Below are 15643 nucleotides of genomic sequence, written 5' to 3'. Positions count from 1 at the left end.
TTTATGTTCTTAACTGCCGAAAAAACTTCGTAAGCAGTGCCCGACTTTCTTCGGCCAGCACACCCGTTTCTACGCGGGTTTTAGGGTGAAGTACTGGGGCAGAAAGGCGACTGTAACCTCGTTTGGGATCGTCGGCACCAATAACAAGGCGACTAATCTGGGACCAGAACAAAGCACCAGCACACATCACACAGGGCTCAAGCGTTACGTATAGTGTACAATCGGTCAGGTATTTACCACCAAGGTGCTGTGTGGCGGCCGTGATGGCCAGCATTTCAGCATGGGCCGTTACGTCGTTGAGTTGCTCAGTCTGATTACGGGCTTTTCCGATAATGCGATTACGACACACCACAAGCGCCCCGACCGGAATCTCGCCCTCGGCAGCCGCTTCTTCGGCCAGACTGAGGGCGATTTCCATGAAATACTCGTCGGTAAGCATTACTGCTTCAAAATTTTTCGGACTGTCTGTCGATCTCCCACCTGTATGCGTAGCAGGTACGCGCCAGTCGGCTGGCTGGTCAGGTCAAGGTCGGTTTGCCGGGTTCGGGTCGTTTGTTGAAGAACGCTCCGACCGCGGAGGTCCGTCAGCGTGAGTACTGCTGGTTGTCGGTTTAATGCCAGATCAACCATTACAGTCAGTGTTGTACCTGTGGGAACGGGATAGACCTTGACCAGAGACTCCAGCGGGTCGTCTTCAACCGCCAGCAGTGGCTGTACGGTAACGGTAGCCGTACCCGAAACAGGGCCCGAGCCGCAGTTGTTGCTGACCGACGTAATACGGTATGTTGTGGTGCGGGTTGGTCGTACTTCCAGCAGATACGGGTTACTGTTGACCGGAGGGAGGTTAACGGTACGGGCGCTATCTGCATAAGCGATTGTCCATGGGCCATCGCCATCAAATGTAACGGTCAGGTTGGCCGGTGATCCTTCGTAAATGCTTTGCGTGCCTGTTAAGGTTGCGGTTGGCTGTGGTCGAACATTTAGGAGGGTCGGGCTTCGGGTGCCGAGTACGGGAACGGATGGGTTCGAGGCTTTGACCCGCACGATGTACTGTCCCCCCGCCAACGTACGCGGTAGGGTGGCCGTGATGGGGCTGCTTCCGGCAAACGCCGAAACTTCGGTGTAAGTCGACGTATCAGTAGTACTGGCAATTTCAACCTTAAACTGATTGCCCGAGGTGAATGAGCCGGACGTAGTGAACGGCACCTGGAAAGTGGAACCTGCGCAAAGCGTCGTCACGGCCAGACTCGTGGTGGTTACAGCCGGGGCAATTACCGATACGATCGCCGTAGCCGGGTTGCCTGGTAGTCCAACACCGCAGCTATTAGCAACGCTCACAACCTGATAGGTCGTATTGCGTCGGGGGAGTACGTTGACGGTTGTGTCATTTCGGTTAGCAACACCTGAATAGCCTTCGCTCAACGTGTAGCTAAACGGAGGAGTACCCGTAAACTGAAGTTGCAGTGGAGCCGTAAGTCCCAGATTTACCTGGGTTGAGCCCTGAAGCGACAACGTTGGTACCGTATTAACAATCAGTTTGATTGGGACTCGAGGGCTGTAGCAGCCCGTTGCGTTATTGATCTGATACACAAAGAATGTTTCGCCACCAGGCTTGGTCGCATTGAGCGTGTAGGGGGTGGGCGCTTCGTTCGTAACGACATTGTATGGGTCAATCCAGCGTAAACTGGCACCGGTTGCGGCTGTAGCTTCCAAGGGGGTTGCCTGATCATCACGACAATACGTGATCAGGGTTTTGGCTACAGTCGGCGCAGCTGTCGTATTGACCGTTACCTGCAGATTTGCCTTACCGCCTTCGCAGTTGTTGACAGTCTGGCTCACCTGGTAGGTAAATGTGCCGGCCTGCGTAACAGAAGGCGTCGGGGTGTTGGCGATAGGGCTGCCCTCGGCCGTGTACCATTTCAGGTTTTGACCGCTGGCTTGCAAGGGGAGTACAGTCTGAGCAGGCTGGTCAGTTTGAATCTGGCAATAAGATACGTTGCTGACGCCCGGTGCAGCCGGTAACGCATTAATCGTTACGGTTAGGGGCGCCTTTGGGCTTTCGCAGCCTTCATTAGATGTCTGCGATGCTTTGTATACCTGTGTGCCTACTGTACCCGTATTTGGCGTAGGTGTGTTACCCAGCGGGCTGTCGCCTGCATCATACCACTTGATGTTGCTACCCGAGGCTGTTAGCGGCTGCGATGGACCGTTGTTACAAAAGCTTATCGGGCTGACACCCGGTACACCGGGCGTAGCTTTCACGCGGACGTTCAGAGCGGCTCGTGGGCCTTCGCAACCATCCAGGGTCTGGCTTACGTAGTAGGCCGTGGTGCCAACATTGGTGTTCTGTGGGGTTGGGGCAGTCGCTGAAGGGGTGCCGCCCGTAGCGCTGGTACCATACCAGTTCAGGGTAGCGCTGGTTTGAGCCGTTGCCGTTAGTACAGGGGCCGTTGTATTCTGGCAAAAATCAGTGGCGCTAACCGACGGCCGATCAGGTGTATCTTTTACCAGGACCGGGATTGCTTTCCGTTCGCTTTCGCAGCCACTGACCGTCTGGCTAACGTAATAATTTGTCGTTCCAACGAGATTGGTATTGGGTGTTGATGGTGTCGGTGAACCATTGCCGTTTGTGCCATTGGTTCCGTACCATTTCAGGCTTTGCCCTGTTGCCGAAAGGGGTTGAGCTGTAGTACCTTCGCAATAAGGTGTAGGTGTTACGGCCGTTGGAGCCGATGGTATGGCATTTACCGTAACCCCTATACTGCCCCGCGGTCCTTCACAGCCGTTTACCGTCTGGCTGACATAATACGTATTCGCGCCTGTTGCACTTGTTGGTGGGGTTGGCGCTGTGGTAGAAGCCGTTCCCCCTGTTGCATTAGTGCCGTACCAGTTTAGGGTTCCTCCAGCAGACGGAGTGGCAGTCAGCGGAGTGGCTGATCGATCCTGGCATAAGCCTACCGGACTCGTTCCGGGAGCGGCTGGTCTTGACCTGACGGTTACTTGGATTGCGGCCCGTGGGCTTTCACAACCATTCACCGTCTGACTAACGTAATAAGCAACAGTTCCGGCGGTAGTTGTGCCAGGGGTCGGCGCTACGGAAGATGCTGTCCCGCCGGTTGCGCTCGTGCCATACCAGTTCAGGGTTCCTCCGGTTGTTGCCGTTGCTGATAAAGGGCTGGCGGTCTGATTCTGGCAGTACGGTGCCACGGTAGCCGTTGCGGGTGCGCCGGGTTTCGGCTTAACTTCTACCGGAATAGCTCTTCGTGGGCTTTCGCATCCATTTACCGTTTGTGTAACGTAGTAATTGGTCGTACCGACAACATCAGTGTTTGGGACTGAAGGCGATGCAGACCCTGTGCCACCGGTTGCGCTCGTGCCATACCATCTTAATTGCTGACCACTGGCAGTAAGCGGAGTTGCTGGCGCATCTTCACAATAAGGGGCTGGTGACGTAGCGGTAGGAGCGGGCGGTACAGCGTTGGTCGAGACGAGCAGGCTGGCTCGCGGGCTTTCGCATCCATTGAGCGTTTGACTGACGTAATACGTAGATGAACCCGTTGTGTTGGTGGGAGGGGTCGGGGCTACCGGCGAGGCTGTCCCCCCGGTCGCATTCGTACCATACCAATTGAGGGTTGCCCCCGATACGGGTGAGGCCGAAAGAGGGCTGGCCGTTTCGTTCTGACAATAGCTGATGGGGCTGGTTCCCGGCGCCGAAGGAGCATCTCTAACCGTAACCGGAATAGATGCCCGGCTGCTTTCGCAACCCGAAACGGTCTGGCTCACGTAGTAATTAGTCGTACCGATCGTATTTGTATTGGGCGTTGGCGCTACAAGTGAGGCTGTTCCGCCTGCTGCGTTGGTACCGTACCAGTTCAGAACGCCACCGGCTGAGGCTGTGGCCGACAAGGGGTTGGCCGTTGCGCCTTCGCAGTACGGAGAAGGGGTGCTGGTCAGTGGCTGCCCCGGGACAGCATTGATGATCAGGGGTTGCGTATTGGTGCTGGTTCGGGACGGCAGGCTTGAAATAACCCGGATTCGGTAGCTGATACCCGGAGCTGCATTGGCTGGGATCTTAGCTGAAATAGTGTTGTTGGCTACTGTCGTTCCGCTGGATGGGCTTCCTATAGCCGTTCCAATCACCGTAGGGTTCGCTGGGAACGTACCGGTGGGATCGGACAATTGCGCGGAAAAAATATTTCCCGCAGTGAACGCGCCCGTAGTTGAAAACGGTACGGTCAGACTAGTGCCCTGACAGAGTGAGTTGTCAGCTAGTGCGCCTGTAACTATAGATTGTGCTGCACTCTCGCTTAGCGCTGCAACACCGAATAGCCACAAAAAAAGATAAGAGTAAAGGATTCGACCATTCATACGTTCGAATAATAAATATACTGGCCTAAAGTTAATTCTTTTGCCACAACTAAGTCTACTCAAAGGTTTAGGCACGGCTCTTGCTACCACATAGCAATAAGAATGCCACCTATCGAATTAGGTGGCATTAGAAAAAAACGGTTGCTGGCAGGAGATAGTAAAAACAGCTTATTGCTGTATAGAGCTGTAAATCAACTCGTGTATCCGACGGCGTAGCTTAGTTGTGTTGATCGAATTATTGCCCGCCGTTGGATGAATGCGATTGGAAAGAAATACGAAGATCAGCTCCTGATCCGGATCTACCCAAACGACATTGCCGGTAAAACCCGTATGGCCGAATGACCGTGGCGATGCCTGCTCGGCCAGGTAAACACTGCTATGGGTCTCCGGATTCGGTTTATCCCAGCCCAGGGCCCGATGGCTGCGAGAGCTGAGCGTCTGGGTAAAATAAGGTACCGTCATTGGCTGGAGTAAACGCTGATCACCATAAACTCCCTTTTGAAGATTCATCTGTAAAAGTGTGGCGATGTCGTGGGCGTTACCAAATAAGCCGGCATGCCCCGAAACGCCACCCTGCACGGCGGCCATCTGGTCATGAACCGTTCCTACCAATAGCTGATTACGGTAGTACGTATCTTGTTCTGTAGGCGCACAGCGCGGATTGGTCAGTCGTTGAAGCGGAGTAAAACCCAGCGAGTGCAACCCCAGGGGTTTATAAAGTGTTTCGGTAACGAACTTGTCCAGCGGCTGTTTGGTCACCCGCTCCACAATTTTTTGCAGCGTCAGGAAGTTCAGATCGCTGTATACATACGCAGGCTTACCTGATTCGTCGGTCTTACGCGACATGGGCGATTGTACTACCCATTTCCAAACTGAATCTTTCAGCGTAGGGACGGCCCATAGGGTAGGGGCAATCTGAAGCGTGTGCAGGCTATCGTGAACGGCACTGTAATATTCAGCCTTTAGGCCACCACCTACCGTTCGGGTTCGATCCCAGGTTGTCGGGTAAAACGAAACCATACCCGACTGGTGCCAGAGCAGATCCTGAATCGTAATGTTCTGTTTGTTCGTACCTCGAAGCTCGGGCAGATAAGCCGATGCTTTCTGCGATAAGTCAATCTGCTTCCGATCATACAGCACCATTACGGTCTGGAGTGTACTAAGCACTTTTGTGAGCGATGCCAGATCATACAGAGTCTCGTCTGTTACCTTTTCGGAACCGGCCGCGTAGGTCAGATTGCCAAAATTCTGGCTGAACACAATTTTACCTTTGCGCGCCACCAAAATCTGGCAACCGGGTACGACGCGATCTTTAATGGCATTTTTAGCCAGCCCATCAATTTTCGATAACACGGCCGATTTCATGCCTACGCTTTCGGGCGTACCAATCGACAGGCGACCTTCAGGCGACAACGTCTCGCCCAGACCAGTCTTCAGGTTACCAGTCGAAATGGGTAGAATACCACGAGCGCCCAGCCCACCGAATAGCACCTGGGGCACTACACGCTGCATTTCGTCAAAGTCCTGATAGGCACACACCAGGGCATCAGCGCCGTTAAACTGATTTAGGCTGTAGGGCGAGCCGAAGGCTGTTACAATTACCTTTGCCCCTCGCTGCTTCAGCTTGGTGATCAGGTCAAGCGAGGTTTTGGTGATGCCATATTTTCGGTACGGCGACTCACTCATGCGGTGGAAGCTGACCACAACCGTATTGGCATCGCCTACCTGGGTCAGAATGTCGTTCAGTTCTGCCTCTGTAGCTGGTTTGTCCGGAGAGGCAATGTGCCGGAACGGAGCATACTGTGTTAATGTGTTCTGGAAGGAATTTCCTGCGTCCGCCCCGATGGCTACTGACGCCAGCCGGAGGGTATCCAGTCGTGACAAAGGCAGTAGATTCTGCTGGTTGCTTACGACCGTAACGGCCTGTTCGCAAAGCTCCTGTTTCAGCAATTTGGCTTCCGGCGAATTCAAATCAGCCGATAAGCCGTTGAGATCAATTGGTTTGTACTTATTCAGGCCAGCCCAATATTTAGCCTGAAGAATTTTGCGGACTTTCTCGTCAATCAGTTCCTGGGAGATAACGCCAAGCTGAACCGCCGTCAGAATACGTTGCGTTGCTTCCTTTACGTTTTCTGGATACAGTAGAATATCGTTACCAGCGATCAGCGCCTGTAGGTTCACGTCAACGTTTTTGTGCGACCGGCTTACACCTCCCATGTTCAGAGCATCGGTGAATACAAGCCCCCGAAAACCCAGCTCTTTTTTAAGTAATTCAGTTACAACCTTTTCGGACAGGGTTGCCGCCAGGGCGGGCGTATTGTCAACGACTGGTACGTATAGGTGACCCGTTACGACGCCCATCAAGCTGTCAGCAATGAGTTTCCGGAACGGGTACAGGTCAATATCGCGAAGTTGCTCCGACGACCGGCTTATGGTCGGTAGTGTGTGGTGCGAGTCCGCATTAGAGTCGCCGTGACCAGGAAAATGCTTCGCCGTAGCAATGATGTGCATGCCCTGCAAACCGCGCATATACGCTGAAGCCTTCAGCGCTACGTTTTCTTTTGACTCACCAAACGATCGGACACCAATAACTGGATTGGCTGGGTTGCTATTGATATCAGAGACCGGAGCAAAATTGATATGGATACCCAGTCGCTGGCACTGGCGTCCAATTTCGGCCCCCATGCGGAAGATCAATTCATTGTCGCGAATGGCTCCCAGGGCCATTTGCTTAGGAAAATCCATGGCACTATCCAGGCGCATACCCAGCCCCCATTCGCCATCGATACCAATCAGCAGAGGTACTTTAGATAAAGACTGATAGCGGTTTGTCAACATCGCCTGCCGATACGGACCGCCCTGAAAGAAGATTAACCCCCCAATATGATTATGTTGAATCAGGTGCTCGATGTACTGATTGTGGTTGGCATTCCGATTAGAGAATGCAGCTACCATAAAAAACTGCCCGACTTTCTGCTCGGGAGTCAGCGTGTTAAATACACTATCGACCCAGCGCTGTCCACTATCGGGCAAGGTGAACACTTCTACCGGCTTTGCATACGCACGAACGCGGTAAGCCGGAGCAGTTGTAGGCCGAATAGATTTGATTCGTTCAGATGTCACAGACAGTCGATGCCAGATGACACGAACCGGATTTGTTACACCAAACGCAGTTAATAAACTGACGGACAGTAGACCGACAACGAGTATCGGCCGGACAATCTTGTTCCGCATGAGTACTCAGTAAGTAAAAAGTACAAGTCAGCTACCTAAATGAATTACCGGAAATCATAAAAGTAGCCAATGAATACTGTAAATGATAGCCAATAGTTGAATTGTCTAATTTTTTAACGAAAAAATGTAGTAATAAAATTTACCCAAGGACACTATTAACTTAATAATGCAATTTAGGGTTTGGCTAAAGGTAGGCGTAGGATTACTTATTTAGTAAAAAGAAAGGTAAAAGTTAGTTAAGTACAAATCGGATCACTCTTATGAAGCGATATTGGATTTTAATCGGAACCCTGCTGGCAATAGTACCAGTTACCTTCGCACAAACCGATAACGGCGCTTTTAAAGCAATGCTGGAGACAATGTATAAGAAAACAGTACCACTGGTAAGTGTGGCCGAATTGAAGCGAATGCCGAATGTAGTGCTGCTGGATACCCGTGCGAGGACCGAGTATGACGTAAGCCATTTGCCCAACGCTAGGTGGGTTGGTTACGACGACTTTGATCTAAAGCGCGTCAGTGATGTACCGAAAGAAGCGAACGTAGTGCTGTATTGTTCGGTAGGATACCGTAGTGAACGGATAGGTGAGAAATTGCTTGCCACCGGGTATCAACGCGTGCACAATCTGTACGGAAGCCTGTTTGAGTGGGTGAATCAGGGCAATCCTGTTGTTGACAAAGCGGGGAAACCTACTCAGCGAGTGCACGCGTATTCGCGCTTGTGGGGAATCTGGCTGAAAAAAGGGGAGAAAGTCTATGATTGAGGTAGTGCTCATTCAGCCGACGCAAATAAGAAAGCAGCAACCGTTAGGAGCCCAAATGACTTACTGAGCAACAACGGTGCTGTAAATCAGCCGTACGGCTGATTTACTGATGGCAGATACAATCTGAGTACCCAGGTTTGTGTCATGCTGAGCTGATACCGTCGCCTGGTTCCGGCAGGCGGAGGATTTGATTGATGCCGTTGTATGCGCTTTCTTCGCCTTCAACCGCTTGTGCGCAGCGAAAATATTACGCGGGTGCCCCATGCTGTATCCTTCACCACAAACGGCCAATACCATCATTCCAGCGATCAGTAGCTTTTTCATGACACATCAGTTTTACATTGATACCACAAAGATATAGGTTTTATTTGGTATCTTGCAATACATAGTACCTTGTTTTTTGTTAAAATTCTTAAAAAAAGGCCGGATAAAGGCTCTCCCGGCCTTTCTGAGTGGGAATTCCAACGCTTATTTAATCAAGTACAACTCGTTTAACGGCACCATCCTCGTTCTGGGTAACCGTAACAAAGTACGTACCCGACGTTTTTTTACCCAGATCAATCTGACCTACGAACTCACCCGAGAAGTCTTTGATCTCCCGGCGGGCTACTTCTTTTCCTTTAGCATTAGTTACGGCGATAGTAATATCGCCTTTGGCAGGTGCCGTGAACCGAATGTTCAATTGGTCGCGGTCCGGGTTATTTGGGTAAACATCCAGGCTCCGAATCGTAGATGGCTTTACGTCCCGATTAAAGCCCCGCGACCATTCTTCGAACGGCCGGGCCAGTTGCCGGTCCCAGTCCCGCGGAAAACGAAACTCCATGCGATTCAGGCGGTCAGCCAGTGAATCCATGTTATTGCGGAAGCCAAAGCCCCATTCTCGCATATCCGGCGTATAATAAAAGCGGTAGTTACGTTCACCGGGACGATTCGGCCGAAGGACATACGCATCGGGCGAGGTTTTACGTCGGCGCGTAACGACGCGGTCGCCATCGGTATCCTCGACTATGATGGTCAACTGACGCCGACGACCATCCTTACGGGCCGTTTTAAGCGAATCCACCAGTTTCATAACTACTCTGTCGCGGTCAGCGTCAGACATGCCGTCGGCACGATACGTCCGTTCTATTTCGCGTACCTCATTACCGTCGCGCTCAATGATGCGGACGCTGAATTCTTCTTTGTCAGCTTTATCAGCCTTAGTAATAGGCTTTTGCTGAGCCTGGCTCGTAATGCTCAGACAAGTGGCCAATAACAAAACCGGGACGAACCGGCATACAAAAACAGATGTTGTTTTCATAGGGTTATTGATGACAAAAGATGCCGTGCGAATCTCAGAAAAACGCTGACAGCCCGGCTGTTAAAGTTTGTTAAATACCCGACGGTAGCTGGTTCGGTTCGTAATTTTACCTGCCGCCTAAACCGTTTTCTCAATAGATGCTGGAAAAGGGCAAAGGTTGCATGAGCGCTTAAAAAAATGTCGAAACAACGCATACGCTGGATTGTGGCGCTGATGGCGGTAGGACTGCTGGGACTGATTGGCCTGCAGTCGTATTGGATCGGTAGTGCGCTGCGACTCCAGAAAGAGCAATTTGATTATAAAGTTACCGATGCCTTGCAGGAGGTGGTTCGTACGCTGGAACGTCAGGAGATACTAAACCTGGCTCAGAAGCGTATTCAGGCCCACGATCAGCAGAATCGACTGATGGCTATTGCCAAGAAATCGGATCAGGAGCCACCTGAGTCGTCTGCACCCAAACGGCGTAAATCAAAGCCGGATCAGGTTGTGGCGAGGGATAAGATTGCTATGCCCAGTTCTGGTGACAACAACCCGACGGCTCTGCGTGGGGCTGAGCCGATGGGAGCCATTGTTCAATCCGACGTACTGCATTCAACGACGCGTCCTTTGTCCGCCGAGCAGATGGTTGTGGTCGAAGAGTTCTTTCGCCAGCAGGAAGAGTTGATGGCGGCCGGCGACTGGCAGGCCCAACTGGAGCAGCAACGTCAGTTCGAACGCTGGGTAGATCACGTCATGAGTAGTGAGTTGACGAATATTGATGCGCAGTTGAGGCAATCTGCCAAGCGGCAGGACTCATTGCGGAAAGTTGCCAAAAAGGAGCAGGCGGCTCGGCTGAAGCGTCGACAGCAGCAAAATCGGCCGGATACTGCTATTGCACAGAAAAGCCCGAACGAAACTAAGGCCACAGCCGGCCTTACCCACCGTACCGAAGAGCAGTCGCAGATGATCAAGGATGTTTTGAAAGGGTTGCTATTGTCGGATCGGCCGATCGAGGACCGCGTTAACCGTCTGGCTCTTGATACCCTTTTGCGACAGGCGTTACAGGAGCGGGGGATCGGTATCCCATTTGCCTATGGCGTCCAGATCAAATCGAAGCCTTCATTTCTGTTTACGTCGCTCGGCATGGAGCCGGAAGAGTTTAATGCCAGTGGGTATAAAGCGGCCTTATTTCCTAATAACCTGCTCGAAACAGGAAATTACCTGTATATCTATTTCCCAACTCAAAAGCAGTTTATCCTGAACCGGCTGGGATTCACGTTTGCAGCATCGGCGGTGTTGATCCTGATTATTCTGGCCTGTTTTTACATCGCCCTTAGTACGATTGTCCGGCAGAAAAAACTGGCCGATATTAAGAACGACTTTATCAACAACATGACCCACGAGTTCAAAACACCTATTTCAACCATTTCGCTGGCAGTTGAAATGGCGCAAGAGCAACTGGGCTATGCGGATACACCTATATCTGATCCGACAGCCAACCCAACTACCCGCCTGACCCGGTACATGGGTATTATTCGTGACGAAACCCGCCGGTTAGGGTCACACGTCGAGAAGGTACTGCAAATGGCACTGCTTGACCGTGGAGAAATCAAACTGAAGCTATCATCGGTTAATGTTCACGACGTTATCGAGAAAGTGCTCAATAACATTGGTATTCAGATTGAACAGCGTGAAGGCGAACTTGATCTCGATTTTGAAGCGGATAACGAGGTTGTTGAAGCCGACGAGGTACATTTGACCAACATCCTGTATAATCTGGTCGACAACGCGATTAAGTATTCGCCGAACCAGCCTCATATCACACTCAAAACCCGCAGCTTACCAGAAGGCGTCAGCATTACCGTGGCCGACCAGGGGCTGGGAATGACCAAAGACCAGTTGAACCGTATCTTTGAGAAGTTCTACCGGGTGCCGACGGGTAATCGACACGACGTGAAAGGGTTCGGTTTGGGGTTAAGCTACGTTAAAAAGATGGTAGATGAACACCACGGGCGTATTCAGGTCGATAGTCAGCCGGGTAAAGGCAGTTCATTTGAGATTATTATTCCATATACGCAGCCGGCTGGCGAATAAACCGCGGTTGTTTGAACGATTTATTGTAGAAAATGGCAAACATTCTGGTAGTCGAAGATGACCCCAATCTGGGACAGTTAGTACAGGAGTACCTGACGATGAAAGGATACCCAACCGACCGGGCAACCGACGGTAATCAGGGACTTCAGATGTTCATGGCGAACTCGTATGACCTGTGCATTTTCGACGTCATGATGCCTAAAAAAGACGGCTTTACGCTGGCGAAAGAAGTCCGGATGGCAGGGCGTGATATCCCAATTATTTTCCTGACGGCCAAATCGATGCAGGAAGATACCATCCAGGGGTTTAAGGTTGGTGCCGACGACTACGTGACGAAGCCATTCAGCATGGAGGAATTGTTGCTACGAATTCAGGCCATTCTCCGGCGCTACCAGCGTACACCTGATTTGCCTGAGCCGTCGGTGTATCAGATCGGGTCGTTTCAGTTTGATTATCCGCACCAGTTGCTGATGCACAACGGCTCATCGCAGAAACTGACCAGTAAAGAGTCTGAGCTACTTAAGCTGCTGGCGCAAAACCTTAATCAGCCGGTCAGCCGCAGTTTTGCCCTCAAGATGGTGTGGGGCGACGATTCGTACTTCAACGCCCGGAGTATGGACGTGTATGTGACGAAACTGCGGAAGTACCTCAAGGAAGATGAAGCCGTTCAACTGGTGAACGTCCACGGTGAGGGTTTCAAATTAATTGTGTAAAAAATGGGTGCTGTCGGAATAGATGGCTTCGTAAGTTTGTTCACTAAGCAATCTATTTGAGTGAGGCATGTCAAACGTACAGCGTATAACCCAATTACAACTTACCCGACGTCCGCGTCGGAATCGTCAGTCAGCTGCCATTCGTAATATGGTGCAGGAGACTCGACTCGCCGTAACTGACTTCATTTTGCCGCTTTTTGTGCTGGAAGGCGAAGGTGTTCGCAGTGAAGTGGTTTCCATGCCAGGAATCCATCGGTACTCACTTGATCTGCTTTTAGAAGAAGTTGCCGAATGCGTGGGCCTTGGCCTGACTACGTTCGCGCTCTTCCCCAACCTACCCGAGTCAAAGAAAGATAAATACGCTACGGAGAGTTATAATCCCGACGGTTTGTATCTGCGGGCAGTGAAGGCGATTAAAGATCGTTTCCCGGACGTAGTGGTTATGACTGACGTAGCAATGGACCCTTATAGTTCTGATGGGCACGATGGGATCGTTGAAAACGGAAAAATTCTGAATGACCCAACGCTCGAAGTACTGGGCAATATGGCATTGGCGCAGGCAAAAGCTGGTGCCGATATCGTCGGCCCGTCGGACATGATGGATGGCCGCGTGGGTTATATCCGCCAGGTACTCGACGCCGGTGGTTTCCACGACGTAGCGATCATGGCGTATTCGGCGAAATATGCCAGCGCTTTTTATGGGCCATTCCGCGATGCGCTGGATTCTGCCCCCCGTTTTGGCGATAAGAAAACGTATCAGATGAACCCCGCCAATAGCCGAGAAGCCCTGATTGAAGCAGAGCTGGATTACGCTGAAGGAGCCGACTTTTTGATGGTCAAGCCCGCACTGGCGTATCTGGACGTAATCAAGTTATTAAAAGATAACTTCGATCTGCCGATTGCCGCCTATAACGTAAGTGGTGAATATGCTATGATTAAAGCGGCTGCCCGCAACGGCTGGCTCGACGGCGAACGAGCGATGATGGAGTCACTTATGGCGATCAAACGGGCCGGTGCGAACGTTATCCTAACCTATTTTGCCAAAGAAGCCGCTCAACTTCTGAAATCAGTTTAATTGCGGTATAATTAGCATCACGAAGCCATGCTTTCCACTATCTTTCGGAAGGCATGGCTTTTTGTTGACTAAAAGCATCTTCCTGTTATACTATGTTAGACTACGGGAAAAGATTAATTGTGATTTTATCTTATGAGCAGTTTATTAATTCGTAATGCACGAACAGTTAATGAAGGTTCAATTACTGAGACAGATCTTCTCATAAAAGGTGGTTTCATTGAGCGTATCAGCAGTGACTTGACGGAACAATATGTCGATCGGGTTATTGATGCAAATGGTAGTTTTTTACTTCCTGGCGTTATTGATGATCAGGTGCACTTTCGTGAACCTGGCCTAACCCATAAGGCAACCATTCGATCTGAATCGCGGGCGGGCGTAGCTGGGGGCGTCACTACGTTCATGGAAATGCCCAATACAGTGCCCAACGCGCTGACACAAAATCTGTTGGCCGATAAGTATGAAATTGCTGCCCGTACGTCGCTGGCAAATTATTCATTCTTCATGGGTGTCTCTAACCACAACCTCGATGAGGTATTACGAACTGACCCAAAGACGGTTTGCGGTATTAAAGTGTTTATGGGTTCATCAACCGGTAATATGCTGGTAGATAATGAGCGGATACTGGACGACCTATTCCGACAGAGCCCCATGCTTATTGCTACTCATTGCGAGGATGAAGCGACCATACGTGCCAACACAGAACAATACCGACAGGAATACGGCGAGTCGGCAACCGCGGCTTTGCATCCATTGATTCGCTCGGAGGAGGCCTGCTTGAAATCTTCTTCCCTGGCAGTTGAACTGGCTCTCCGGCACAACACTCGTCTACACATTCTTCATATATCAACTGCGGATGAGTTATCACTTTTTCGTAACGACATTCCACTGCGCGAAAAACGTATCACGGCTGAAGTGTGTGTGCATCATCTCTGGTTCGACAGTCGGGACTACGACCGGCTGGATAATCAGATAAAATGCAATCCGGCTATCAAGGCTCCTCATCACAAAGAGCAACTGCTGGCGGCCCTGCTCGATGACCGGCTGGACATCATTGCAACTGACCACGCCCCACACACCCGAGCTGAGAAACAACAATCGTACTGGCAGGCACCGTCGGGGCTACCGCTGGTGCAACACCCGCTGCTGATGATGCTGGAGTTTGTTAAGCAGGACAAGATCTCTCTCGAAACAGTTGTCCGAAAGATGTGCCACGCCCCCGCCGACTGCTTTCAGATTGATCGAAGAGGTTACATTCGTGAAGGGTATTGGGCTGATTTAGTATTAGTTGACATGGACCAATCGACACCTGTTTCCAAACAAAACATCTTGTACCAATGTGGTTGGTCACCACTGGAAGGTTACACATTTGGATCAAGAATAACCCATACCATTGTATCGGGCGAACTGGTTTATGAAAATGGTGAGTTTTTAACAGACCGGGCGGGCAAACGGGTTCTTTTTAATCGGTAAGCAGAAAAATTTTCAAATTTGCTTGCAAGAAGTAGGCCCGAACGTATATCTTTGCAGTCCCAAACAAAGGGGAAACGAGCTGCCGAAGTGGTGAAATTGGTAGACACGCACGTTTCAGGGGCGTGTGCCTTTACGGGCATGCGAGTTCGAGTCTCGCCTTCGGCACAACATAAAGGCCGTAATCAGTTCAAACGCTGGTTACGGCCTTTGCTTTTGGTACTTAAGGCCAGGCTGAGGAGCGTTACGGCCAGTGACAACGTTACGTTTCATGTTGGGTAGAGGAGTTTTATTGCGATATCCTCAAGTATGGAGAGACTTCATATGCTAGTTGCTATCATTTATCTTGACAACAACTCAGCTAAAATAACGGTCTTAAGACTAATCCTGGCTTGGAAACCATTTGTACAACGCTTCAATTTCATCCGTATCCAACTACCTCGCATAAGATGCCACCGTGCAGGTACAAGGGGTAAAGGCTGAGTCGTTGGGGGGGGAGCTTTTCGGTAGATAGAGTAAATAAGAAAGCTCAACTGTCCCGCTTATATGACGTCGGCTCTTGTGAGGAGTTTGCTATCAACAGTCTTGAAATGCGAGCAGATAAAGAAATAGACATCGAAAAAACATTTATTGGCCAGTGCCAGCCGTATTT

At 50.8% G+C, this 15643-nt stretch carries 10 protein-coding genes and 1 tRNA gene; 6 read left to right on the top strand and 5 right to left on the bottom strand.

Features of this window, described 5'->3' with window-relative positions; genetic code table 11:
- Window position 1: 1 nt before the first annotated feature.
- From BN8_RS26120 to BN8_RS26110, 3 genes are all read right to left on the bottom strand, one after another.
- On the bottom strand, window positions 2–439 hold the full coding sequence (locus tag BN8_RS26120; protein ID WP_009284956.1) for a nucleoside deaminase: 438 nt from the start codon (window positions 437–439) through the stop codon (window positions 2–4).
- A complete protein-coding gene (locus BN8_RS26115; RefSeq protein ID WP_229368329.1) occupies window positions 439–4179 on the bottom strand; it encodes an Ig-like domain-containing protein in 3741 nt (1246 codons plus the stop codon). Before BN8_RS26115 ends, BN8_RS26120 begins: the two co-directional genes overlap by 1 nt.
- 357 nt (window positions 4180–4536) lie before the next feature.
- Window positions 4537–7602, bottom strand: coding sequence for a serine hydrolase domain-containing protein (locus BN8_RS26110; RefSeq protein WP_009284954.1), 3066 nt, complete (start codon window positions 7600–7602; stop codon window positions 4537–4539).
- 260 nt (window positions 7603–7862) lie between these two features.
- On the opposite strand from BN8_RS26110, the gene BN8_RS26105 reads away from it, so the two are divergent.
- Window positions 7863–8363: a rhodanese-like domain-containing protein gene (locus BN8_RS26105; RefSeq protein ID WP_009284953.1), complete on the top strand. Its 501-nt coding sequence runs from the start codon at window positions 7863–7865 to the stop codon at window positions 8361–8363.
- A 60-nt stretch (window positions 8364–8423) separates the two neighbouring features.
- Here the strand turns inward: BN8_RS26105 and BN8_RS26100 are convergent, their stop codons facing one another.
- Complete coding sequence (locus tag BN8_RS26100; RefSeq protein ID WP_009284952.1) at window positions 8424–8687, bottom strand: hypothetical protein; 264 nt, start codon at window positions 8685–8687, stop codon at window positions 8424–8426.
- Window positions 8688–8835: 148 nt separating this feature from the next.
- On the bottom strand, window positions 8836–9663 hold the full coding sequence (locus BN8_RS26095) for a T9SS type A sorting domain-containing protein (protein ID WP_009284951.1): 828 nt from the start codon (window positions 9661–9663) through the stop codon (window positions 8836–8838).
- Window positions 9664–9840: 177 nt separating this feature from the next.
- Here BN8_RS26095 and BN8_RS26090 point away from each other — a divergent pair, with 177 nt between their 5' ends.
- The 5 genes from BN8_RS26090 (at window position 9841) to BN8_RS26070 (ending at window position 15159) form a co-directional block, all read left to right on the top strand.
- On the top strand, window positions 9841–11736 hold the full coding sequence (locus BN8_RS26090; RefSeq protein WP_009284950.1) for a sensor histidine kinase: 1896 nt from the start codon (window positions 9841–9843) through the stop codon (window positions 11734–11736).
- A 32-nt stretch (window positions 11737–11768) separates the two neighbouring features.
- Window positions 11769–12449 (top strand): response regulator transcription factor, encoded by a 681-nt coding sequence (locus BN8_RS26085; protein WP_009284949.1) that lies wholly within the window; start codon window positions 11769–11771, stop codon window positions 12447–12449.
- A 67-nt stretch (window positions 12450–12516) separates the two neighbouring features.
- Entirely contained in the window at window positions 12517–13524 is a 1008-nt protein-coding gene (gene hemB / locus BN8_RS26080) for a porphobilinogen synthase (protein ID WP_009284948.1), read from the top strand.
- A gap of 132 nt (window positions 13525–13656) precedes the next feature.
- The gene (locus BN8_RS26075; RefSeq protein ID WP_009284947.1) at window positions 13657–14994 is read left to right on the top strand and encodes a dihydroorotase; all 1338 of its coding nucleotides are present in this window, start codon (window positions 13657–13659) and stop codon (window positions 14992–14994) included.
- An 81-nt stretch (window positions 14995–15075) separates the two neighbouring features.
- Window positions 15076–15159: transfer RNA gene (locus BN8_RS26070), tRNA-Leu, on the top strand.
- Window positions 15160–15643 lie beyond the last annotated feature (484 nt).

The organism is Fibrisoma limi BUZ 3 (genome assembly GCF_000296815.2).
GTDB classification, from domain to species: domain Bacteria; phylum Bacteroidota; class Bacteroidia; order Cytophagales; family Spirosomataceae; genus Fibrisoma; species Fibrisoma limi.
This window is presented reverse-complemented; position numbering and strand designations above follow the sequence as displayed.

What these genes read in the sequence shown, in the direction of transcription:
- BN8_RS26100 (WP_009284952.1), bottom strand. Translation starts at nt 8,687, where the DNA reads ATGAAAAAGCTACTGATCGCTGGAATGATGGTATTGGCCGTTTGTGGT.
- BN8_RS26095 (WP_009284951.1), bottom strand. Translation starts at nt 9,663, where the DNA reads ATGAAAACAACATCTGTTTTTGTATGCCGGTTCGTCCCGGTTTTGTTA.
- BN8_RS26090 (WP_009284950.1), top strand. Translation starts at nt 9,841, where the DNA reads ATGTCGAAACAACGCATACGCTGGATTGTGGCGCTGATGGCGGTAGGA.
- BN8_RS26120 (WP_009284956.1), bottom strand. Translation starts at nt 439, where the DNA reads ATGCTTACCGACGAGTATTTCATGGAAATCGCCCTCAGTCTGGCCGAA.
- BN8_RS26085 (WP_009284949.1), top strand. Translation starts at nt 11,769, where the DNA reads ATGGCAAACATTCTGGTAGTCGAAGATGACCCCAATCTGGGACAGTTA.
- hemB (WP_009284948.1), top strand. Translation starts at nt 12,517, where the DNA reads ATGTCAAACGTACAGCGTATAACCCAATTACAACTTACCCGACGTCCG.
- BN8_RS26110 (WP_009284954.1), bottom strand. Translation starts at nt 7,602, where the DNA reads ATGCGGAACAAGATTGTCCGGCCGATACTCGTTGTCGGTCTACTGTCC.
- BN8_RS26075 (WP_009284947.1), top strand. Translation starts at nt 13,657, where the DNA reads ATGAGCAGTTTATTAATTCGTAATGCACGAACAGTTAATGAAGGTTCA.
- BN8_RS26105 (WP_009284953.1), top strand. Translation starts at nt 7,863, where the DNA reads ATGAAGCGATATTGGATTTTAATCGGAACCCTGCTGGCAATAGTACCA.